The 21,374-nt window shown below is 68.8% G+C and carries 18 protein-coding genes; 10 read left to right on the top strand and 8 right to left on the bottom strand.

The window, feature by feature from the left end; all coding sequences use genetic code 11:
* Window positions 1–60 precede the first annotated feature (60 nt).
* Window positions 61–828, bottom strand: a complete 768-nt coding sequence (locus B0I29_RS42125; RefSeq protein ID WP_111654771.1) for an SDR family NAD(P)-dependent oxidoreductase — start codon at window positions 826–828, stop codon at window positions 61–63.
* A gap of 108 nt (window positions 829–936) precedes the next feature.
* On the opposite strand from B0I29_RS42125, the gene B0I29_RS42120 reads away from it, so the two are divergent.
* Window positions 937–1,554: a TetR/AcrR family transcriptional regulator gene (locus tag B0I29_RS42120; protein WP_111654770.1), complete on the top strand. Its 618-nt coding sequence runs from the start codon at window positions 937–939 to the stop codon at window positions 1,552–1,554.
* 58 nt (window positions 1,555–1,612) lie between these two features.
* Here the strand turns inward: B0I29_RS42120 and B0I29_RS42115 are convergent, their stop codons facing one another.
* Complete coding sequence (locus B0I29_RS42115; protein WP_111654769.1) at window positions 1,613–2,806, bottom strand: zinc-dependent alcohol dehydrogenase; 1,194 nt, start codon at window positions 2,804–2,806, stop codon at window positions 1,613–1,615.
* Window positions 2,807–2,929: 123 nt separating this feature from the next.
* On the opposite strand from B0I29_RS42115, the gene B0I29_RS42110 reads away from it, so the two are divergent.
* The 3 genes from B0I29_RS42110 (at window position 2,930) to B0I29_RS42100 (ending at window position 5,053) form a co-directional block, all read left to right on the top strand.
* Window positions 2,930–3,880, top strand: coding sequence for a patatin-like phospholipase family protein (locus B0I29_RS42110; protein WP_111654768.1), 951 nt, complete (start codon window positions 2,930–2,932; stop codon window positions 3,878–3,880).
* 70 nt (window positions 3,881–3,950) lie between these two features.
* The gene (locus B0I29_RS42105) at window positions 3,951–4,478 is read left to right on the top strand and encodes an RNA polymerase sigma factor (RefSeq protein ID WP_111654767.1); all 528 of its coding nucleotides are present in this window, start codon (window positions 3,951–3,953) and stop codon (window positions 4,476–4,478) included.
* The gene (locus B0I29_RS42100; protein WP_111654766.1) at window positions 4,475–5,053 is read left to right on the top strand and encodes a transmembrane transport protein; all 579 of its coding nucleotides are present in this window, start codon (window positions 4,475–4,477) and stop codon (window positions 5,051–5,053) included. Before B0I29_RS42105 ends, B0I29_RS42100 begins: the two co-directional genes overlap by 4 nt.
* Here B0I29_RS42100 and B0I29_RS42095 read toward each other — a convergent pair.
* The 4 genes from B0I29_RS42095 to B0I29_RS42080 all read right to left on the bottom strand — a co-directional run bounded on the left by B0I29_RS42095 (window position 5,001) and on the right by B0I29_RS42080 (window position 9,062).
* Window positions 5,001–5,777, bottom strand: a complete 777-nt coding sequence (locus B0I29_RS42095) for an ABC transporter permease (protein ID WP_111654765.1) — start codon at window positions 5,775–5,777, stop codon at window positions 5,001–5,003. The two genes, B0I29_RS42100 and B0I29_RS42095, sit on opposite strands and share 53 nt — an antisense overlap.
* Entirely contained in the window at window positions 5,774–6,721 is a 948-nt protein-coding gene (locus tag B0I29_RS42090; RefSeq protein WP_111654816.1) for an ABC transporter ATP-binding protein, read from the bottom strand. The genes B0I29_RS42095 and B0I29_RS42090 overlap by 4 nt, the downstream gene beginning before the upstream one ends.
* Window positions 6,722–6,872: 151 nt before the next feature.
* A complete protein-coding gene (locus B0I29_RS42085; protein ID WP_111654764.1) occupies window positions 6,873–7,505 on the bottom strand; it encodes a PadR family transcriptional regulator in 633 nt (210 codons plus the stop codon).
* 327 nt (window positions 7,506–7,832) lie between these two features.
* A complete protein-coding gene (locus B0I29_RS42080; RefSeq protein ID WP_220091570.1) occupies window positions 7,833–9,062 on the bottom strand; it encodes an acyltransferase family protein in 1,230 nt (409 codons plus the stop codon).
* Between the two features lie 28 nt (window positions 9,063–9,090).
* Here B0I29_RS42080 and B0I29_RS42075 point away from each other — a divergent pair, with 28 nt between their 5' ends.
* The 5 genes from B0I29_RS42075 (at window position 9,091) to B0I29_RS42055 (ending at window position 13,263) form a co-directional block, all read left to right on the top strand.
* Window positions 9,091–10,098, top strand: coding sequence for a proline racemase family protein (locus B0I29_RS42075; RefSeq protein WP_111654763.1), 1,008 nt, complete (start codon window positions 9,091–9,093; stop codon window positions 10,096–10,098).
* A complete protein-coding gene (locus B0I29_RS42070; RefSeq protein WP_111654762.1) occupies window positions 10,095–10,958 on the top strand; it encodes an ornithine cyclodeaminase family protein in 864 nt (287 codons plus the stop codon). Before B0I29_RS42075 ends, B0I29_RS42070 begins: the two co-directional genes overlap by 4 nt.
* A gap of 10 nt (window positions 10,959–10,968) precedes the next feature.
* Entirely contained in the window at window positions 10,969–11,715 is a 747-nt protein-coding gene (locus tag B0I29_RS42065; protein ID WP_181558256.1) for an aminoglycoside adenylyltransferase domain-containing protein, read from the top strand.
* Window positions 11,716–12,019: 304 nt separating this feature from the next.
* Window positions 12,020–12,502, top strand: coding sequence for a hypothetical protein (locus tag B0I29_RS42060; RefSeq protein WP_245973178.1), 483 nt, complete (start codon window positions 12,020–12,022; stop codon window positions 12,500–12,502).
* Between the two features lie 401 nt (window positions 12,503–12,903).
* Window positions 12,904–13,263, top strand: coding sequence for a hypothetical protein (locus B0I29_RS42055; RefSeq protein ID WP_111654760.1), 360 nt, complete (start codon window positions 12,904–12,906; stop codon window positions 13,261–13,263).
* A gap of 8 nt (window positions 13,264–13,271) precedes the next feature.
* On the opposite strand, the gene B0I29_RS42050 is transcribed toward B0I29_RS42055, so the two are convergent.
* Window positions 13,272–15,023: a putative bifunctional diguanylate cyclase/phosphodiesterase gene (locus B0I29_RS42050; RefSeq protein ID WP_111654759.1), complete on the bottom strand. Its 1,752-nt coding sequence runs from the start codon at window positions 15,021–15,023 to the stop codon at window positions 13,272–13,274.
* The gene (locus tag B0I29_RS42045; protein WP_111654758.1) at window positions 15,020–16,177 is read right to left on the bottom strand and encodes an FIST signal transduction protein; all 1,158 of its coding nucleotides are present in this window, start codon (window positions 16,175–16,177) and stop codon (window positions 15,020–15,022) included. The genes B0I29_RS42050 and B0I29_RS42045 overlap by 4 nt, the downstream gene beginning before the upstream one ends.
* A 125-nt stretch (window positions 16,178–16,302) precedes the next feature.
* Here B0I29_RS42045 and B0I29_RS42040 point away from each other — a divergent pair, with 125 nt between their 5' ends.
* Complete coding sequence (locus B0I29_RS42040) at window positions 16,303–21,198, top strand: family 43 glycosylhydrolase (RefSeq protein WP_220091569.1); 4,896 nt, start codon at window positions 16,303–16,305, stop codon at window positions 21,196–21,198.
* The last annotated feature ends 176 nt before the right edge of the window (window positions 21,199–21,374 follow it).

Genomic DNA, 21,374 nt, shown 5'->3' with positions numbered 1-21,374 from the left:
CCGACGTCGCTCTCTGATCGGCCGGCTCGGGCAGAAGTTGATGTATTGCGGAGAAGTAGCTCAGAGCGCGGTGCCTCCTGAAGCGTCGATGACCTGGCCGGTCACCCAGCGCCCCTCGTGGGAGGCGAGGAAGGCGATGATGCTGACCACGTCGTCCGCCTCGCCGAGCCGGCCGAGGGCGACCCGCGCCACCTGCTGCGCCGCGAGCTCCGCGTTGTCCCGCAGGTATTGGCTGTTCCTGGTCATGACGATGCCGGGTGACACGGCGTTGACGGTGATCCCTCGCGGGCCGAGGTCCAGCGCCAGGTCAAGGGTGAACGTATTCAGCGCCGCTTTGCTGACGCCGTACGCGATCAGGTCCGGACTTCCCACGGTGGCCGCGAGGCTGGAGATGTTGATGATCCGGCCGCCGTCGCGCAGTCGCGGCAACGCGAGCTTCGTGATGAAGAACGGCGCCTTCACATTCACCGCGATCACCTGGTCGAACTCCTCCTCGGAGAGGTCGGCCAGCCGGGCGAAGCTCCCCTTGGCGGCGTTGTGGACGAGGATGTCGAGCTTGCCGTCGGGCACGTACTCCTGGCCCGCTTCGTCGAAGGCGTCCCAGAAGCGGACCGCGTCCCCGGACGTGCCCAGCTCCGTGTGCACGGCGAAGGCCCGCCCGCCGTCCTTGCGGATGCGCTCCACCGTGTCGCGGGCCGCCGCCTCGTCGTGGCCGTACCCGACGCCGACGACCGCCCCCTCGCGGGCGAATCGTTCGACGGTCGCCCGGCCGATGCCGTGGCTGCCGCCGGTGACGAGGGCAACTTTGTCCCGCAGTGCTCCTGACATGACCGCTCCTTTGTTGAATGATCGCTCAAGAGGAACCGTAGCCCTTTCTTGAGTGATCGTCCAACAAATTGGCGGTCAGCTTTTGAGTGATCGCTCTAGAATGAGGACATGGGCACACCGGAAGCACGCCGAGGCCGGCCACCGACCTTCGACCGGGCGGCGGCGCTGGCCGCGGCGACCCGCCTGTTCTGGGAGAACGGATACGAGGGGACGTCGATCAACGACCTGACCCGGGAGATGAACATCCGGCCGGGCAGCCTCTACGCGGCGTTCGGGGACAAGAGGTCGCTGTTCAACGAAGTCGTCGAGGCGTACGGCCGCTCCCCTGCCGGAGAGTTCATCTGGGCCGCCATGTCCAGGGAACCCACGGCCTTCGCCGCTTTTCACCGCATCCTGCTCGACGCCGCGGCGATGTACACCGACCCCGAGACACCGGCCGGAAACCTGCTCTGCAGCGCCGCCGCGGCCGACACCGACGTGGCCACCTACATGCGTGACCTGCGCAACGCCAATGTCGGCACCTTCGAGACGCGCCTGACGACCGCCCGGCACCAGGGCGAGATTCCGGCGACAGCCGACCCCCGGAAACTGGCCGCGTATTTCACGGCCGTCATCCACGGCATGTCCCAGCGCGCACGAGACGGCGCCACAGCGGCGGAACTCTCCGACACCGCGGAACTGGCCATGGCCGCCTGGCCGGCGCCTTCCCCAGCAGTGCCCGACTGACCGGGGTGCGGTAATGCCCGAGTCGGCCCGCTCACCACCCCTTTGGCATCCTAGGACTCTAGGACACGACCCCCGGCTTCAGGACGACCTTGATGCAGCCGTCCTGCTTCTTCTTGAAAATCTCGTAGGCATGCGGCGCCTGCTCCAGCGGCAACCGGTGCGTGACCAGGTCATCCACGCCGAGCGGGTCGTCATCCCCGGTAAGCAGCGGCAGGATCTCGTCCACCCAGCGCTTCACGTGCGCCTGCCCCATCCGCAGCGTCACACCCTTGTCGAACAGATCCATCATCGGGATCGGGTCGGCATTGCCCCCGTAAACCCCGATGATCGAGACCGTTCCGGCCCGCCGGACCGCGGCGAAGGCCGTGTTCAACGCGGCCATCCGGTCGATGCCGACCGTCTCCACGGCCTTGCGGGCCAGCACATCAGGCAGCAGCCCGGTCGCCTTGACCGCCGCGGACTGGATCGGCGACCCGTGCGCCTCCATCCCGACCGATTCGATCACGCTGTCCGCACCCCGGCCCGACGTCAGATCGAGCACCGCCGCCGGCACGTCGACATCGCCGGTGTTCAGCGTCTCGATGCCGTGCCGCTGAGCCATCGCCAGCCGCTCCGGGACGTTGTCGGAAGCGATCACCCGACCCGCGCCGAGGTGCCGGGCGATCCGGGCACTCATCTGCCCGATCGGCCCGAGACCGGTCACGAACACCGTGTCACCAGGCTGGATGTCGGCGTACTTGGCGGCCTGCCACGAGGTGGTCAGCACGTCGGAGAGGAAGAGGAACCGCTCGTCCGGGTGGTGTGACGGCACCTTGATCGGGCCGAACTGCGCCTGCGGCACCCGCAGGTACTCGGCCTGGCCGCCGGGCACCTGCCCGTACAGCTTGGTGTACCCGAACAGCGAGGCGCCCTTGCCCTCGCTGGTCACCTGGGTGGTCTCGCACTGGGCGAAGTTGCCGCGCGTACACATCCAGCAGTGCCCGCAGGAGATGTTGAACGGGATCACCACCCGGTCGCCCGGTTTGATGTGGGTGACCTCCGGCCCGACCTCCTCGACGATGCCCATCGGCTCGTGCCCGAGGACGTCGCCCTTGTCGAGGTACATGCCGAGCACGTCGTACAGATGCAGGTCGGATCCGCAGATCGCGGTCGAGGTGATCCGCACGATCGCGTCGGTCGGTTCCTGAATCTTGGGGTCGGGCACGGTCTCCACCGACACCTTGGACGTTCCCTGCCATGTCAAAGCTCGCATGCCACCGTGGTTGCCCTTGAAATGACCGCTGAACCAAAAGAGGAGTACGTCTCAACCCGGTCCACTCCGATGTGAGTCCCGCTTACGCTGCAGGACGCGGAAAGAGCACCAAAGGGGGACGCCATGACGGACGGGCACGACGTGCTGCGAGTGATCGCCGACCGGGTCGCCACCGGCAGCCGTCCAGGTCAGCGCGATGACGGCCACCGGGTCGCCCTGGCGATCGAGGGCGGCGGCATGCGCGGCACGGTCTCCGCCGGCATGGCCCTGGCGCTGCACGAGGCCGGTGTGACCCAGTCCTTCGACGCCGTCTACGGCGCCTCGGCCGGGGCGATCACCGGCGCCTGGCTGCTCACCAGCACCCCGGAGAAGCTGACCGGCTGGGCCGACCCCACCTATGCCAACGCGATGATCCGGCTGTCGAACATCTGGCGCGGCAAGCCGATGGTCGACGTGCACCACCTGGTCGAGCACTACTACGCCGTGGTCGACCAGATGGACTTCCCCGCCATCCTCGGCAACAGCATCGAGTACCACCCCCTCGCGACCGACTGCGCGACCGGTGAGTCGACCGACCTGCGTCCGCTTCTGACCGATCCGGCCGACATCCGGCTGGCGCTGCGGGCGAGCGCCGCCCTCCCGTTGCTGGCGGGTCCGCCGGTCGCGCTGGGCGGGCGGCTCTTCTACGACGCGGGGCTGGCCGAGTCCGTCCCGTACCGCACCGCTCTCGCCCAGAACGCCACCCACGTGCTGGTTCTGCGCTCACGGCCGCTGCCGGCGAAGATGTCCGTGAGGACGGATCCGTCCTGGTCGGCCCGGCTGATCGCCCGGGCCGCTCTGCGCGGCCACACGCCCGATCTGCACCGCAGCTATCTCGCGCGGGCCGTGCGGCTCTCCGAGGACGAGGCCACGCTGGCCGAATACGATCGCTCCGGAGCAGCGGTGCTGTCGATCCGCCCGCCGGCGACCGGTCCGATGGTGGGCCGGTTGACCAAGGACGGCAAAGTCCTGCTCGCCGCCCTCGAAGCGGGTCGTGCCGCGGCCGCCGCGGTCTTCCGCCCAATCCCGGCCTGAAATCCGCGAACCTTTCCGGCGCCGGCAACGACTGTCAGGGTGTGAGAACCCCCAGACATCGGGAGCCGGAGTGGATCGAGTCGCACGTGATGCCCGCCTGGTGGTGCGGGCGCAGCTCGGTGACCGCCGCGCCCTCGCCGAGCTCGTCAGCCACTGGCACGAACCATTGTGGCGCTACGTCCGCCGCATGACCGGCAACCCCGACGACGTCACCCAGCAGGCCTGGGCGGCCGCGCTCGGCTCTCTGCCTCGCCTGCGCGAGCCCGAGCGCTTCGCGCCCTGGCTCTTCACCATCGCGCGCCGCGCTCTCACAGATCAACTGCGTCTTGGGTACGCGTTACCGGAGCCGCTGGAGTCCGACATCCCCGACGACCGTGACGCGGTCGACGACGTGCTCGACCGTGCCCAGGTCACCGAGGGTCTCGGCGGCCTGCCCCCGCCGGACCGTGAGGTGATCGAGCTGTTCCACCTTCAGGACCTGAGCCTGCACGAGTGCGCGGAGGTCCTCGCCGTCCCGGTCGGCACCGTCAAGTCCCGCCTGCACCGCGCCCGCCGCCTGCTGCGGGACCACCTCATCGCGAAGGGATACGAGTCGTGACCGATCGACCGGGTTTCACCCCGGAGACCGTGCTGCGCGGCATGTCGCTGCGCCGGCGCATCTCTCTCGTTCTCGTCGGGCTGGCCGGCGGCTGCGGCGCCGGCCTGCTGCTCCTGCTCTGGCTGACCGAGCCCGACCCACTCCCCCTGCGGACCCGGCTGGCGTTCGGCGCGCTGGTCGTCGTGGGCGCGAGCTGGTCGGCCTACGCGATCGTCACCCTGGCCCGGCTGCCGATGTTCGCTGCCGACCGGGTGATCGCCGGCTGGCTGGCGCTGACCTTCACCACCGCGACCACGGCCGTGTCGGTGGCCGTCACCGTCGCCCGGCCCGGGCCTCTGCCCCTCGCTGCCACCCTGTCAGCCCTGTCCACCGTCGTCGTCGCCGCCCTGCTCCTGCGCCGCGCCCGCGCACACCGAAAACGCCTGCAGGCGCGAGCGGATTTCCTGTCCGAGCCATCCCAGTGGCCACACCGTCAGGGTGACGACGCGGGCGGCCTCGAAGACCACCCGCGTCCGGAAGAGGTCAGACCGACTTCTGGTAAGAGCGGAACGTCCCCACCGACAACACCAGCATGAGGACCGCCGCCCCGAGCAGCCACGACCCGCGAACCAGGACCATCCCCCAGTCCGGTGTCTCGTTCATCGCGGCGCGGGCCGCGTCCAGAGCCCAGTTCACCGGATTGAACGACGCGATCGTGCTCATCCACGACGGCATCAACGACTCCGCCATGAACGCCGACGACAGGAACGTCAGAGGAAGGAGCAGCATCGTGTTGATCCCGATGATCGTCTCGCGCTGGCGGACGAGCATCCCGACCGTGTTGGAGAACGCACTGAAGATCGTCCCGAGCAGCACCGCCGCGACGGTCATCACGGCCAGTCCGAGGAGCCCGCCCGGATAATCCGCTCCGGCGATCTGACCGAGAAGGATGATCGCCAGCACCTGCACGGTGGTGCTGAGCGCCTGCTCCAGCACGGCCGCGTTCATGATCGCGCCCCGGGCGACCGGGGTCGTGAGCAGACGGTTCATGGTGCCGCGCTCGATCTCTTCGAGCATGCCCATGCCGGCCCACATGTTCGACGAGACGGCCGTCATCACGACGACGCCGGGGATCAGATAGTCGAGATAGGAGGTCGTCCCGAAACCGGGCAGCTCCACCACCCGGCGAAACAGATTGCCGAACAGGAACAGCCAGATCGCCGGCTGAATCAGCAGGATCACCACGAAAGCCGGCTGCTTCACCAGCACTTTCAGCCGACGGTTCGTCATCCACCAGGTGTGCGAGACCAGTGTCGTCATGCCGCGAACCGCCTTCCCGCGTGGCGCAGATACACGTCGTCGAGCGACGGCCGCGCCACGGTCACGGTTGCCACGCCCACGCCGGCGGTCTCCAGCGCAGCGAGCGCGGCCGGGACCGCTGCCGCCCCGTCGTCCGCCCGAGCACTCAGGAGCCGCCCGTCGAACGAAACCTCCCGCAAGCGAGCCACCGTCCCGATCGCCTGCCGCGCCTGCGGCTCGTCAGCGGGTCGCTCCAGCTCCAGATGTACGGCATCACCCTGCAACTCGCCCTTGAGCTGCGCCGGAGTGCCCTCGGCGACGATCCGCCCGCCGTCGACGATGGCGAGCCGGGCCGCCAGCCGATCCGCCTCGTCCAGATAGTGCGTGGTCAACAGGATGGCCATCGACTCATCGGCGGCGAGCCGCGCGATCTCGGACCACATCGCCGTGCGCACCTCCGGGTCGAGTCCGGTGGTGGGTTCGTCGAGGAAGAGCACCTCGGGGCGGTGCACCAGAGCCAGGGCGACGTCGAGGCGGCGCTGCATGCCACCGGACCAGCCGCGGACATTGCGGCCGGCGGCGCCGGCCAGGTCGAAACGGTCGAGCAGTTCGTCGACTCTGCTGGTGAGCGCGTGTCCGCGTACCCCGAAAAGCCTGCCCTGCAGGGTGAGGTTGTCCCTGCCGGAGGCCATCGGATCCAGGCCGGAGCGCTGGGCGACGACGCCGATGGCGCGGCGTACCCGGGCCGGGTGACGCAGCACGTCGTGGCCGGCGACCGTGGCGGAGCCGGAGTCCGGCCGTGCGAGGGTCGTGAGGATCTTGACGGTGGTGGACTTGCCGGCGCCGTTCGGGCCGAGCAGGCCGAACACCTCGCCGGCGCGGACCGTGAGGGTGAGCCCGTCGAGAGCGGTGACGTGTCCTGGATAGGACTTGGTGAGTTCGTGTGCCGTGACGGCAGACGTCATGGTGATCTCCATGCGGTCGCCGCGGTCCCGGCCGGTCTATCCTCGAAGTCGCTACAACGCCTCGGACGTGCCGGACCGTTCCCGCGGAATGGTGAACGAGGTGACGTCCCTGGCCCGGGTGTTCCCGCACCCCGGCCGGGGACGTCGTTTCTCACGGCGGCGCCGTGAAATCGGTGAAGTCCGGCGTCTCGCCGGTCTCGTGGTAATGACGCCAGAGCTCGATACCGCCCAGCGAACCGTCCTGGATCTCCTTGATCAGCGCGGCGACGAACGCGACCTCGGACTCCCGCTGCGCCAGCTGGAACTCCGACTCGATAAGGAAAATCCGCGGCACCTCATGGGCGGCACCCCGCAGGCTGGCCCGCTGCGCCTCGTTCTCGACCTCGAGGATGGCGCGGCGCTGTTCCAGCAGGTCGACAGCCTCGTCGGGCGGCAGCACGCCGATGACCGAGAGGGCGGTCTGCAGGCGCGGAAACTCGGGTTGCGGGTGGCCGACCAGCTCCCGCATCCAGTCGGTCATCTCGGCCCGGCCGGCGTCGGTGATCCGGTACACCGTGCGCTCGGGACGACGGCCTTCCCGGACCGTCTCCGCCGCTTCGATGAAGCCGTGTTTCTCCAGGTTCTGCACCACGGTGTAGAGCGAACCCCACTGAATCTTGAGGTCCTGCTCCTTGCCACGGGCGCGCATCTGGGCGGCTATCTCGTACGGATGCAAGGGCATGATCGAGAGCGTGGCCATGACGTGCAGGCCGAGGAGGTTGTTGACCTTCCTCCGCTGAGCCATCGTCGTCCTCGCTTGTCCGGGTACGTATATCCGGCTACGAGTATTACGCACACGAGCAACCAAACGGAAGCCTCAGCCCCGGCCGGTCGCAGCCGATGATGATTGCTGAGCGGACGCCCAGGCCGGCGGAAGACATGGCTCCCTGAAGGTCACAGCCACCCGCCGGCTCCTCCCGCCGAGGCACTCACCGCACTCACCGCATTGCCACACAAACCGACTCGCCCGCACTCCCGGCACTCCGGCACCGCACCTCCGGCACTGCGGCATGGCGGCACTGCGGCATGGGGATCGTGGCAACGGGCGCTCCGGGGAGCGGCCGCAACCTGTCTAGATCTCCGGGGAGCCGCTCGGCGGGCGGACGTGAGCGACTACGTGCCGCTCCCGCGTGCCGAAGAGGAATCGGGTCGCTCGGAAGCGGCGTACCAGCAGCTCGTAGACCGTGAACATGACGGCGAAGGAAATCGCCACTATCACCGCGTATTTCGCGATCATCGGCCATTGCCATCGCACGACGACGTAGGCGACTGCCACCACGATCGGCTGGTGGAGGATGTAGAGCGGCAAGGCCGCTTCGCCCAGATAAGCGCGGCGGACCGACGGCAGCGACGGATCGCGGGAACGGGGGCGGTCGAGCAGGCCCAGGATCGCGACGATCCAGAGCCAGCCGGTCAGGCCGAAAACGGTCCGGGTCACCAGGGCGTGCGGTGTCATGTCGGTGAAGAAGTCACCCTCGTAGGTGGCGATCAAGACACCGACCACACCGAACAAGACAACGCCGATGACAGCTGACACCCGTGCGTCCCGGCGCATCGCCGCGCGCACCCGGTCATCGGCCGCCAGCAGCAGGCCGTAGGCGAAGAACAGCAGGTAGGCCCACCGGCTCCATCCGGCGAATGCCTCCTCCATCCCCACCAGCGCCGTCACCACGACGATCGGCACCGCCGGCAGCACCAGCACCATCCCGCGCCGCGCAAACAAAGCACCGAACTCAGCGCCTGACGCAGCACCGGACAACCCGCCGGCCGACGGGACACGGGCTGCCAGCGGCACCAGCAAGGAGAACGTCAGCAGCAGGACGACGAACCACAGGTGTCCCGTTTCGAATTCGTCTCCGCGTACGATGAAAGGAAAATTAGTCACGTCCAGATGGACGGTTAAATAGCGCGCGAGAAATCGCGGATAGGACTCGTCGCTGCCGAGCGCACGCAGCCGCAGATAGGGTGGTAAAGGGAGCAGGGTGACGATGGCGAACAGCAACGGTACGCCCAATCGCAGCCCCCGCTCGACGAGAAATCCCCGCGTTCCGCGCCGCCGCAGCGAATGCCACGAGCCGAATCCCGCGATGAGAAACAGCGCCGGCATGGCCCACACCACACCGAGGCCCGCGAGATAGGTGGTCACCTCGGTGGTCTGCGAATTCTTGATGTAGAAGTCGTCGCGCGCATCGAACACCAGTGACGTGTGAAAGAAGACGAGCCCGAGCACCACGGTGAGCCGGATCGCGTCGAGTTCGGGGCGCCGCGCAACCGTCATGCTCACCAACGTGCCGAACCACACCGCCGTAGTCCAGCCTAGGGTGGAAAGCATGTCGCAGCCTGAGGTGCGCACGATCGATTACCACACCGGTGGTGAACCGTTCCGGATCGTGACGCGTCCGCCCGTACCGATCGAGGGTTTGACTGTCGCCGAGCGCAGGATGTTCGCGATCGGCGATCCGGCCGTGGACGGGCTGCGCCGGATGCTGTGTTTCGAGCCGCGCGGGCACGCCGACATGTACGGCGGTTTTCTGACGCCGCCGGACGACGACGGTGCCGCGTTCGGGGTGCTGTTCTGGCACAAGGACGGCTTTTCCACGGCGTGCGGGCACGGCACCATCGCGCTGGGTACCTGGGCGATCGAATCCGGACTCATCCCGGCCGATCCATCGGGCGTGACCGATGTGGTCATCGATGTGCCGTCCGGGCGGGTGACGGCGCGGGTGCACACGCTCGGTGAGCGGGTCACGCACGTGGACTTCGTCAGCGTGCCGAGTCACGTGATCGCCCAGCAGGTTCCGGTGTCCACATCGCGCGGGGATGTTTCCGTCGACATCGCTTATGGCGGGGCAATCTACGCGCAGGTCGCCGTGTCGGACCTCGGCCTCACGATCAAGCCCGAGCACGTTGATCAGCTGATCGCTGTCGGTCGTGAGATCAAGTGGGCGCTCAACGACAGCGACCACGCGCGGCACCCTGACGACGACCGCCTCAGCGGGATCTACGGGACGATCCTCTTCGAGGATCTCGGGCCGGACGAGTACGGAAATCCGCACCACCGCAACGTCACGATCTTCGCCGACGGCGAGGTGGACCGGTCACCGTGTGGTTCCGGCACCGCGTCCCGGATCGCGACGCTGAGCGCGGCCGGCCTGATCAAAGACGGCCAGCACCTGGTGCACGACTCGATCGTCGGCTCCCGCTTCCACGCCCGGGTCGAGCGAGGCCCCGGCAACACGGTGATCCCGGTCGTGACCGGAACCGCCCACAAGACCGGCGAGCACCTGTTCGTCACCGACCCCGCCGACCAACTCTTCCCGGGATTCGTGCTGCGATGATCTACATAGACGGTGCCCGCATCCGTGACCTGCTCAGCCCCCGCGACGCCGTCGACGCGATCACCGCCGCGCTGCACGCCGGCCTGGACCCCGCGTCCGACCCGGCCAGAACAGCCGTGACCAGCGACAATGGGCAGATGCTGCTGATGCCGTCGACCGGCGGCGGCCGGCTGGGCGTCAAGGTCGTCACCGTGGCCGACCACGGCTCACCCCGGGTCCAGGGCGTCTATCTGCTCTTCGACGCGACCACGCTCGCCCCGGCCGCGCTGCTCGACGGCATCGCGCTGACCACGCTGCGCACCCCCGCCGTCTCGGTCGCTGCGGTGCTGCCGTACCTGCCGGAGAAACCCCGCGTGGCCGTTTTCGGCACCGGCCCCCAGGGCCGCGGCCACGTCGAGACTCTGGCCGCCGTCCGCGAACTCGACCGGATCACCTACCTGACCCGCCGCCCGGTCGAGATCCCCGGAGCCGAAACGGCGACCGCCGCCGAGGCGCCCGAGGTCCTGGCCGACGCGGACGTCGTCGTCTGCGCGACCACCGCGAGGCAACCCCTGTTCGACTCCTCGCAGCTCAGCGACCGTGCCATCGTCATCGCGGTCGGCAGCCACGAACCCGGCGCCCGCGAGGTCGACGGCGCGCTGCTCGCCCGGGCCCACGTCATCGTCGAGGACCGCACGACGGCGATGCGCGAGGCCGGCGACGTGATCCACGCGGTCACCGAGGGTCACCTAACCCCGGCCGACCTGATCCCGATCGGACAGCCGGTGCACCACGACCGGCCCATCCTGTTCAAGTCCACCGGCATGGCCTGGGAGGACCTGGTGATCGCCACCGAGGTCCACCGGCGCGCGAGCGCCTAGCATGGCGGGGATGACCGACCTCATCGATACCTGCCAGGCATATCTGGCGCTCGCCGACCGGCATGCCCCCGGCCTCGTCCAGGGCCTGTACCTGCAAGGATCGGTCGCCCTCGACGACTACCACCCCGGCGTCAGCGACATCGACTTCGTGGCGGTCACCGACGAGTCCCCACCACCGCGGATCCTGCGCACCATCCACGACGAGCTGCGCAGCACCCACGGCGACACGTACTTCGACGGCCTGTACGTCACACCCGGTGACCTCCAGCGCGACCCGGAGACCATCCCGCCGGGCCCTGCCGTCCACGAGTGGCATGTTCAGGAACGGTCCCGCTTCGAACGCAACCTGGTCACCTGGCACATCCTCGCCCAGAGCGGCGTCACCGTACGCGGCCCCGAACCCACAGTGCACACCGACTGGCCGGCGCTGCGTGAACGTACCCTGCAGAACCTGTCGGAATACTGGGCCCAGTGGCGCATCCGGGCATCGTTCACCCCCAGCGCCTGGACCACTTCCTGGAGCGTCCTCGGCACCGCCCGCCTGCGCCACACCCTCGCCGCCCAGCGCGTCACGTCGAAAACCGAGGCCGCCGCGTTCGCCCTCGGCACCTACGACGAACGCTGGCACCGCATCATCCGCGAGGCCCTGCGCATCCGCGTCGGCGGCCGCCCCGAATACCGCAGCCTCGTCCACCGCCACCTCGACACCCTCAGCTTCCTCTCGATGATCCTCACCGCCGGCGACGACGAGCACTGACACCTCAGCCGCCGGTCGCGCCGCCGATGACGACGCATGATCAGAGCCAGGCGTCGGGTCACCGCCACCGCGACCCTCGCGGCCTGCGCCGCGTCACTCCCCGCCCAGGGGTACGCCTCAGCGCGCCCGCAGCCCCGAGTCCTACTCCGGCTGACAGCGGCCGATCGCCGGGAAGAGGCGTACGGTCGGGGGGTCGCCCGGGACCCCGGTGGCATGCCCCCGCCGCCGTCGATGTCTCCCGTCATCCGTGAATGCGCTGGACGCGCTGCGGAACGTGCGTCATGAGCCCGAAGGAATGTGAGCGATGGTCGACATCGCCCCGGTCCATGTTGGATCTCCGGAGCACAGCCCACGGCACCGCGCCGACGCCCCGGACAGCTCGCTGCGGGTCACCGGGCGAACCGCCGTCGCCGCCCGGTTCCTGCTGGCCGGCCTGCGGATCGCGCTGGGCGGGACCTTCCTGTGGACGGCTCTCGACCGGCTCGCCGGTTTCGGGCGTGGCGCCGAGACCGCGGACTCGTGGCTCACCGCTCCCCTCGCCGCCGGTATCGGGATCGCGCTGGTGCTCGGCATCGGTATGCGGATCGCCGCCACCTGCGGGGCGGTGCTGGCGGTTCTGATGGGGACGTCCGTGCTGCCGGCGGCGACCAATCCGTTCGTGGGCGACCATCTTCTGCTCGCCGCGGTTCTGATTCTGCTGGCCCTGCTCAACGCCGGCGCCACGCTGGGTTTCGGCCGCCGCTGGGCGGCGACCCGGCTCGTCCGCCGCAACCGCTGGCTCATCTAGAAACGAACCTAGACACGAACCTGGACACGAATCTCGGCACGAATCTCGGCACGAATCTCGGCACGAATCTCGGCACGAGCGAGGCCGCTCGGAAACGGTGGCCCACGTGCTGGATCAGGAGGATCATCCGGTGCCGGTCACCACCCGCGTCGTTGAGGGGCCGGCGGTCATCATCCCGGAATAAAATCGCCGGGATGGAATCGCCGGAATTCCCCCGCACGAGTGTCAGGGGTTCCCGGACCGCAGCGTCCGGCACGAAACGGCGTTGTGCATGAGGCTCCTCCGGCGAATTGAATTCACCTTTTACGTACAGTGACAAAATCGCGAGAAAAGGCGGCCAGGGCCTCATTTATCGGCCCCCGGGACCGGGCGGTCCGGCATTACCCCGCTATGGTCCGCCAATGCGTAAGACCCTTTTTCTCCCCGTACTGTTGCTGATCTTTTCGGGTTGTTCCGCGGAGCCGGCGGCCGCGCCGGTTGCCGCGCCCACCGTCTCGGCCGCGGATGTGAATCGCGTGGCCTGCACGGAGGTGAGTGAGGTCAACGAAGAGAAGGCGCACCTCGATCCGGCCCGGACCGGTGAGGCGGCGCAGGTCGCGGCGCAGGCCACCCAGGATTCGATCCGCACCGCGGCGACCAATGTGCAGAAAGCCAGCGGCGCGGTCGCGGCGGCGGCGCCCGAGCCGGGCGAGAAGCTGAACCTGGCGATGGCGCAGGCCTGGCTGGATCTGTCCAGCGCGTGCGGAGCCCTCTACAAATAGCAGACGGCTCACGCCGCGATCGGCTCGAACAGCAGGCCAGGAATCCTCTCCGGGTCGGCCGGGCGGCACAGGTGATAGCCCTGGCCCAGGTCGCAGCCGAGCCGGCGCATCGCCCGGCGCTGCTCCTCGGTCTCGACGCCCTCGATGACCGTGCGCAGTTTCAGGGTGCGGCCCAGCTCCACGACGGCCCGGACCACCGCGAGGTCCTCGCGGCTCGGCACGGCCTCGCCGATGAACGCCCGGTCGATCTTCAACTCGTCGACCGGGAGGCGGCGCAGGTACGACAGTGACGAGTACCCGGTGCCGAAGTCGTCGATGGAAACGCCGACACCGAGGGACCGCAGCTCGCCGAGGCAGGCGATCGCGACGGCCGGGTCGTTCATCAGGACCGACTCGGTGAGTTCGCAGGTCACCGCCTCGGCGGGCAGTCCGGTGCGGGCCAGCATCCGCTCCACGTCGGCGACGAACAGCGGGTCGGTGAGCTGGCGGCCGGAGACGTTCACGTTGAGCCGCAGGTCGGGCATGGCGGTTCGCCACCGGGCCGCCTGGTCGCCGGCGGTGTTCAGCACCCACCGGCCGATGTCGATGATCAGCCCGGTCTCCTCGGCCATCGGCACGAAGTCAGCGGGAGACACGAAATCCACCGGCGCCGCGACGTCCACCGGCACCGCACCATGCGGTGCCACGGAACCGGGCGTCAAGGCGTACCCATGCCTGGGTTTGTGCCATCTGATCAGTGCCTCGACGCCGTAGGTCGTGCCGCTGCCGAGCCTGATCAGCGGCTGGTACTGCAACCGGAACTGGCCGAGTTCCAGCGCGCGCTGCAGGTCGCCGTCGAGGTTGAGGCGGGCGAGGGCCTGGGCGTGCATGTGGGGTTCGAAGACGACGACCTTGCCGGGTCCGTCCTTCTTGGCGCGGTACATGGCGACGTCGGCGTTGCCGAGCAGGTCGTCGGCGCTGCTTCCGGCGCCGGTGGCGATGCCGATCGAGGCGCCGATGAAGACGTCACGGCCGGCGACCCGGAACGGCCGGCGGACGGCGTCGATGAGCCGCCGGGCGACAGCGACCGCTTCGTCGCCGCGAGACGTGCGGAGCAGGACCGCGAATTCGTCGCCGCCGATCCGTGCGGGTACATCACCGTCGTCGATGCATGACCGGATGCGTGCGGCGACGAGGCCGAGCAGGTCGTCGCCGGCGCGGTGACCGAGGCTGTCGTTGACGGCTTTGAATCGGTCGAGGTCGATGAAGAGCACGCTGGCCGTGCCGGCTTCGCGCAGCTTCTCCAGGAACAGCACCCGGGTGGGCAGGCCGGTCAGTGAGTCGTGCCGGGCCTCGCGCAGCGAGTCGAGCAGGGCGAGGCGTTCGGCGGCCTGGCGGCGTTCGGCGGTGAGCAGGGTGAGGTTGTCCAGGGCCAGGCCGAGCACCTGGGCCATGGCCTGCAGGAGCTGGCGTTCCTCGGGGCCGAGCGCTTCGTCGGCGCGGCCGACGAGCAGGGTGCCGCCGCCGAACCGGGCGGAGGCGACGTGCAGTTCGCCGATGCCGGGCAGGTCGAGCACCGGGTTCTCCGATAGGCCCGATAGTTTGTCGGCGCTGATGCCCCACGCGACGTCGACCCGGCCGTCGCGCAGGACCGCGCCGACCTCGGCCTCCAGCACCTCGGTGGCGCGTTCCACAGCGACCGAGGTGGCGGCTGCCTCGTCCGGGCGGGCGCAGACGGCCGCGAAGAACTCGGTCAGCTGATGCGTGGACCAGTGGTTCATGACGACAATGCCAGCGTGACCATGGTGAAGTGGTGCATGCCGAGTGCGCCGCGCACCCGGGCGATCTCACCGTTGGTGTAGAAGCCGCCGTACGGGACGTCGCCGAGGACCTTGCCGATCACCGCGATCTCCCGGTCGAGGGCGTCACCGAGGGTGATCCTGCGGGCCGCGCAGTCGAAGACCAGCATCCCCAGTGGCTCGCGGCCGCCGAGCGCGTCGAGGGCCTGCGCGCAGGACTCCCCCGCGCCTTCGACGAGCGCGTCGGTGTCGCTCTCCATCAGCCAGGCGAGGGCGCCCTGTGGCACGTCGGCGAGGCAGAGCAGCGACCGATCGTTGCGGTCGGCGGCGTGGATGACCCGGATGTCCTCGCCGCTGCGCCGGGACAGCCCGAGCGGGTGCAGGAACGCGGCGTCGCGGAACGCCTCCTCGTCGTCGCAGAGTGCCTCGTCCAGGCCGAGGCGGCGTAACAGCACGTCGAGGGCGGGTTCGCCGTCGAGTTCGTAGACCCGGCCGTCCTGACTGCGGGTGACAATCATGGCGGCGCCCTCTTTGCGCCAGCCGTGCGCGATGCCGACGCCGAGCGGGGTGTCGGAGCCGAGCGCGATGCCGATGGCGGTGTCGGAGAGCACCTCGTCGTCGAGGAACTGGTACGTCCGCACGTAGGTGAGGTGGTCGCCGGCGCAGCCGCCGACCAGTGGGATGGTGGCGCCGGCCACCGAGTACGCGCCCCGCACGAGCTCGTGCTGATCGCCGGTGAGCCCGTCCCCGATGATCAGCAAGGCTCGGTGCTCCTGCTCGATCCCGGCGAGGCAGGCGGCGGCCTCGGCCCCGGCGTCCCGCAGACGTCCGGTCACGTTGCGTGACATGCTCGTGCGTACGCTCAGTCCCGGACCGCCCAGCGCGGTGACCGCGACGCCGTCGCCGCTCTGGAATCCGGCGCCGATCTGCCCCGACGTGCTGCAGCCGACGACGACCGCGTCCGGGCCGGCGTGCGAGCGGACCGCCGCGAGCATCTCGGGCACGTGATAACCGACCGAGCAGAAGACGAAGACGACCACGGGCGGACGCCCTTCGATCGCCGCGGCGGCGGCCTCATGGGCGGCCGTGGCGGGGTCGGTCAGAGTGCTGTGCCCGGTGCCGAACCAACGTTCCATGTCCGTGTGTATCGGCCCGGGCGGGCCAGAGCTGAGCCGGATTGATCAGGCAAGACATCGAACTTCTTGACAGCGCAAACTGTGAGCGTTAACACTTCGGCAACGCCACCGTTACGGGAGAACCGATGCGTCGTGTGTTAGCGCTCGTCATGTTCCTGTCCGTCAGCACGCTCGGCTCGCCCGCACAGGCGGCGCCGGAGGACGGCCTTCTGCTCCATTACCGCCTTGACGAAACCTCCGGCACGGTCGCCACCGACTCGTCCGGCAACAACCGCAATGGCACCGTCCTGGGCGCCGCCGCGTGGGAGGGCGCGCAGGGTCTGAGGTTCAACGGCGCCGACACTTACGTGAAGCTGCCGGACAACCTGCTGCGCGACCGGTCCGCGGTCAGCGTCGCCTTCGACGTGAAGATCGACCCCGCGCAGGCCTCGCCGTACTTCCTCTACGGCTTCGGCAACACCGACGCTGCCACCGGTTACGGAAACGGGTACCTCTTCGCAACCGGCAACACGCTGCGTAACTCGATCTCGCTGAGCAACTGGACCGGTGAGCAGAACACCCGCCCGGCCGACGGCCGCAATCTCGGCCGGGGCACGTGGAAGCACGTCGCGTACACGCAGACCGGCACCACCGGCACGCTCTACGAGGACGGCGTCGCGGTCGCCACGAACACCGGCATCAGCGTCCTGCCGAGCGCGATCGGCGGCGGTTCGACCACGGCGAACTACATCGGCCGCTCGCTCTACACCGGCGACCGCTACTTCAACGGCCGCATCCGCGACTTCCGCGTCTACGACCGCGCCCTTGCCGCCGACGAGGCTCTCGCTCTCGCCGCTCCGTCGAACTCCGAGGCGGTCACGGCCGACACCGCGGCCCTCGATCTGGGCGACACCAGCGCGGTCATCGCCGACCTCACGCTGCCCGCGACCGCCGCCAACGGCTCGGCGATCACCTGGTCCACCAGCGACCCCGCGCTGGTCACGGCCACCGGCAAGGTCACCCGTCCGGCCGCGGGCGCGCCCGATGGGCACGCCACGCTCACCGCAACCCTGCGGCGCGGTGCGGCTTCCGGGACCAAGACCTTCACCATTTCGGTACGCGCGGAGTACGGCGATCAAGAGACCGCTGAGGCCGCGGCTGTTTTATTAGCGGTCAACAACCTGGATGACGTGCGCGGCAACCTGACGCTGCCAGTCGCCGGGTCCTTCGGCACGACGGTGACGTGGTCGTCGAGTGACCCGTCGGTGATCTCACCGACCGGGGTGGTTCGCCGGCCCTCTTCGTCGTCATCGATCACCTTGACGGCTCATGTGACAGCCGGCAGCGCGACAGCGGACCGGGACTTCACCGCTGTCGTCCCCGCCCGGCCGGCCGCCGCCCCGTACGAGGGTTACCTGTTCAGCTACTTCACCGGCGAGGGCTCCTCGAACGGCGAGCAGGTCTACAACGCTCTGTCCGACGGCAACGACCCGCTGCGCTGGCGTGAGATCAACAACGGTCAGCCGGTGCTCACCTCGACGCTCGGCACCCAGGGCCTGCGGGACCCGTTCATCATCCGCTCGCCGGAGGGCGACAAGTTCTACCAGATCGCCACCGACCTCAAGATCTACGGCAACGGTGACTGGGACGCCTCGCAGCGCACCGGCAGCAAGTCGATCATGGTGTGGGAGTCGACCGACCTGGTGAACTGGACCGACCAGCGCCTGGTCAAGGTGTCACCGGACACGGCCGGCAACACCTGGGCGCCGGAGGCGTTCTACGACACGTCGCTGGGCGCGTACGTGGTCTTCTGGGCCTCGAAGCTCTACGACGCCGCTGACACGTCGCACTCGGGCAGCACCTACAACCGGATGATGTACGCGACGACCCGCGACTTCTACACGTTCAGCGAGCCGAAGGTCTGGAAGGACCCCGGGTACTCGGTGATCGACTCCACGGTGATCGAGCACGAGGGTGTCTACCACCGGATCACCAAGGACGAGCGGAACAACTCGTCCACGTCGCCGTGCAGCAAGTTCCTCATCCAGGAGAAGTCGACGGACCTGCTCGACCTGAGTTACGACCTGGTCAAGGAGTGCATCGGGTCCGGGGCGCTCAGCCAGGGCGAGGGCCCGCTGATCTTCAAGTCGAACACCGCTGACAAGTGGTACCTCTTCATCGACGAGTACGGCGGCCGCGGTTACGTGCCGTTCTCCACGACCGACCTGGACTCCGGCGTCTGGACCGCGGAGCCGAGCTACAGCCTGCCGTCCCGGCCCCGACACGGCACGATCCTGCCGGTCACCAAGGCTGAATACGACCGGATCTCGGCTCGGTTTGAGGAGCCGGCGCCGGCACAGGGCCTCCGCGTGCACTACAAGTTCGACGAGACCAGCGGAACCGTCGCGAAGGACAGCTCCGGCAACGGCTTCGACGGTGTCTACAACCGCACTCCGGCCTGGGGCACCGGCGTCTCCGGCAGTTCGTTCGCGATGGCCGGCGGCACCAACTCGCCCTACGTGACGATCCCGAACGGTGTGCTGCGCCAGGCGTCGAAGGCGACCGTCGCGACCTGGGTGAAGTGGAACGCGTCCACCACGGTCAACCAGTGGATCTACGGTCTGGGGCCGGACAGCACGAAATACCTGTTCAGCAGTCCGCGAAACGGCGGCAACGCGCTCTACTCGGCGATCACCACGGGATCGTGGTCGGCCGAGTCGAAGCTGCCGTCCACCGCACCTCTGCCCGGCGGCAGCTGGCAGCATCTCGCCGTCACGGTCGACGGCAGCACCGCGACCATGTACCTCAACGGCGTCAAGGTCGCTTCCGCGACCGGGGTCACGGTCAAACCCTCCGATCTGTACGACCCGGCGAAGGCGTACAGCGGTTATGTGGGTCGGTCGCTGTACTCGTCCGACCCGTACTTCGCCGGTGAGGTGGACGACTTCCGGGTCTACAACACGGCGCTGTCCGCGCCGGAGATCCTCACCCTGGCCGGTAGGACGACGTCGATTGCCGCGGTGACGTTGCCGCAGCTCAAGGTGGACGCGATCGTCGACGACACGAATGCCGTGGTCAAACTGCCGGTGGCCGAGGGCACGTCGCTGACCGCGCTGGCGCCGTCGTTCATTCTGGCCTCCGGCGCGACGATCTCGCCGGCGTCGGGCACCGCACGTGACTTCAGCAAGCCGGTCACATACACGATCACCGGCCCGGACGGCGCCCAGCGCGAGTGGACCGCCCAGGCCCTGGTCATGAAGAGCCCGGTCCTGCCAGGCCTGTACGCCGACCCGAACATCAGCGTCGTCGGCGACACGTTCTGGATCCACCCGACAACCGACGGCTTCGACGGCTGGTCGGGCACGCAGATCCACGCGTTCTCGTCGAAGGACCTGGTCCACTGGAAAGACCACGGCGTGGCGCTGGACCTCGGCCCGGACGTGACGTGGGCCGACAACAGCGCGTGGGCGCCGGCGTTCGCCCAGCGCGACGGGAAGTACTACCTGTACTTCAGCGGCGGCCTGGCGACCGGCAATACCGCCAAGCATCTCGGTGTCGCCGTCGCTGACTCACCGGCCGGACCGTTTGTCGATGCGCTCGGCAAGCCACTCGTGGCAGCCGGAACGTACAGCGGACAGATGATCGATGCAGCTGTGTTCACCGACGATGACGGGTCGTCGTATCTGTACTGGGGCAACGGCAACTCCTATCAAGTCAAGTTGAACGACGACTTGACTTCATTCGAGTCAAGTCACGTCAAGACGTACAAGCCGGCCAACTACAACGAGGGCAGTTTCGTCATCAAGCGGAACGGCACCTACTACTTCATGTGGTCGGAGAACGACACCCGTAGTGCCGACTACCGGGTGGCGTACGCAACCGGTGACTCGCCGCTCGGGCCGTGGAGCGACCGGGCCGGCGTGATCCTCGCGAAGGACCCGTCACTCGGCATCCTCGGCACCGGTCACCACTCGGTCGTACGGGTGCCGGGCAGCGACGACTGGTACATCGCCTACCACCGGTTCGCGATACCCGGCGGCGACGGAACCCATCGCGAGACCACCATCGACCGTCTGCGCTTCGCGGCCGACGGATCCATCCAGCCGGTCGTACCGACGCTGGAGAGCGTGTCACCGGTGACCGTGGCGAACGCCGGCCCGGACGTCTCCGGGGTGGAGGGCTCACCGATCACGCTGTCCGGCCGAGTGTCGAACACGGCCAACCAGGCCACCTGGTCCGGCCCGTGCACGTTCGCCGACATCCACGACCCGGCTACCACAGTGACCTGCCCCGACAACGGAACCTTCAACCTGACCCTGACCACCGACCCCACCAACGCCACTACCTCCACCGGCACTGGCTCCACCGCAGGCGCGAGCGGAACCGCCAGCAGTGACGTCACTACCGTCACGGTCAGCAACGCTGCTCCGGTCGCTGTGGCACCGGGTGGCAGGCCCGCACCCACCGCGCCGGTCTCCACCGGATCCGTCGTGACCCGGCAGGTATCGGTAAGCGACCCGGGCAGCGCCGACGCCCTGACCTGCACGGCCACCTGGGGCGACGGCGTCTCGTCGGCCGGGACCGTTGCGGCCGGCGTCTGCACCGTGAAGCACGCCTTCACCGCAGTTGGCGCCTACCGCCCGCAGGTGACCGTAAGTGACGACGATGGCGGTTCGGCGTCGGTGACGCTGCCGTACACGGTCACCTATGTCACCGGCGCCGGCCAGGTCGCCGGCAGCGGCTGGCTGAAGAACGGCCCCGACGTGGCATTCGTGGCGAAGGGCGGCGCGTACGGCGGCGCCACGTGGCTACGGCTGCCCGACGGCCGTGTCTTCGCGGCGACCAGCCAGGGCCCGGCGGTGGTGCTGGGTAAGTCGGCGCTCTACACCGGCGTCGGTACGCTCGACGGCAAGGGCAAACACGCCTTCGCCGTAGCCGTCTCCGGCAACATCCTGACTGTCACGGTCGCCGGCAAGCTCTGGTCCGGCCCGCTGGCCGGCGGCGGCCTGGTCGTATCCCCCAGGGCGAAGAACATTCGCTGACCGCTCCCATCCCACCCGCCGCCGCCCACCCCGTTCGCGACCTTGGCAAGCTCCCCGCCGAAATGGGCGCAGCCTGCCAAGATCGCGGCGTGGCGGCGCGGGGCGAGTGGCGGTGCGGCGCGGCGGGTGGCGGTGCGGCGCGGGCAGGGCTCGGTGCGGCGCGGCGAGTGGCGGTG

The sequence above is a fragment of the Actinoplanes lutulentus genome (assembly GCF_003259845.1).
GTDB lineage: Bacteria > Actinomycetota > Actinomycetes > Mycobacteriales > Micromonosporaceae > Actinoplanes > Actinoplanes lutulentus.
Note: the sequence above shows the minus strand (reverse complement) of the source record. Positions and strands in the feature narration are given on the sequence as shown.

What these genes read in the sequence shown, in the direction of transcription:
- B0I29_RS42125 (WP_111654771.1), bottom strand. Translation starts at nt 828, where the DNA reads ATGTCAGGAGCACTGCGGGACAAAGTTGCCCTCGTCACCGGCGGCAGC.
- B0I29_RS42120 (WP_111654770.1), top strand. Translation starts at nt 937, where the DNA reads ATGGGCACACCGGAAGCACGCCGAGGCCGGCCACCGACCTTCGACCGG.
- B0I29_RS42115 (WP_111654769.1), bottom strand. Translation starts at nt 2,806, where the DNA reads ATGCGAGCTTTGACATGGCAGGGAACGTCCAAGGTGTCGGTGGAGACC.
- B0I29_RS42110 (WP_111654768.1), top strand. Translation starts at nt 2,930, where the DNA reads ATGACGGACGGGCACGACGTGCTGCGAGTGATCGCCGACCGGGTCGCC.
- B0I29_RS42095 (WP_111654765.1), bottom strand. Translation starts at nt 5,777, where the DNA reads ATGACGACACTGGTCTCGCACACCTGGTGGATGACGAACCGTCGGCTG.
- B0I29_RS42090 (WP_111654816.1), bottom strand. Translation starts at nt 6,721, where the DNA reads ATGACGTCTGCCGTCACGGCACACGAACTCACCAAGTCCTATCCAGGA.
- B0I29_RS42085 (WP_111654764.1), bottom strand. Translation starts at nt 7,505, where the DNA reads ATGGCTCAGCGGAGGAAGGTCAACAACCTCCTCGGCCTGCACGTCATG.
- B0I29_RS42075 (WP_111654763.1), top strand. Translation starts at nt 9,091, where the DNA reads ATGTCGCAGCCTGAGGTGCGCACGATCGATTACCACACCGGTGGTGAA.
- B0I29_RS42070 (WP_111654762.1), top strand. Translation starts at nt 10,095, where the DNA reads ATGATCTACATAGACGGTGCCCGCATCCGTGACCTGCTCAGCCCCCGC.
- B0I29_RS42065 (WP_181558256.1), top strand. Translation starts at nt 10,969, where the DNA reads ATGACCGACCTCATCGATACCTGCCAGGCATATCTGGCGCTCGCCGAC.
- B0I29_RS42060 (WP_245973178.1), top strand. Translation starts at nt 12,020, where the DNA reads ATGGTCGACATCGCCCCGGTCCATGTTGGATCTCCGGAGCACAGCCCA.
- B0I29_RS42055 (WP_111654760.1), top strand. Translation starts at nt 12,904, where the DNA reads ATGCGTAAGACCCTTTTTCTCCCCGTACTGTTGCTGATCTTTTCGGGT.
- B0I29_RS42050 (WP_111654759.1), bottom strand. Translation starts at nt 15,023, where the DNA reads ATGAACCACTGGTCCACGCATCAGCTGACCGAGTTCTTCGCGGCCGTC.
- B0I29_RS42045 (WP_111654758.1), bottom strand. Translation starts at nt 16,177, where the DNA reads ATGGAACGTTGGTTCGGCACCGGGCACAGCACTCTGACCGACCCCGCC.
- B0I29_RS42040 (WP_220091569.1), top strand. Translation starts at nt 16,303, where the DNA reads ATGCGTCGTGTGTTAGCGCTCGTCATGTTCCTGTCCGTCAGCACGCTC.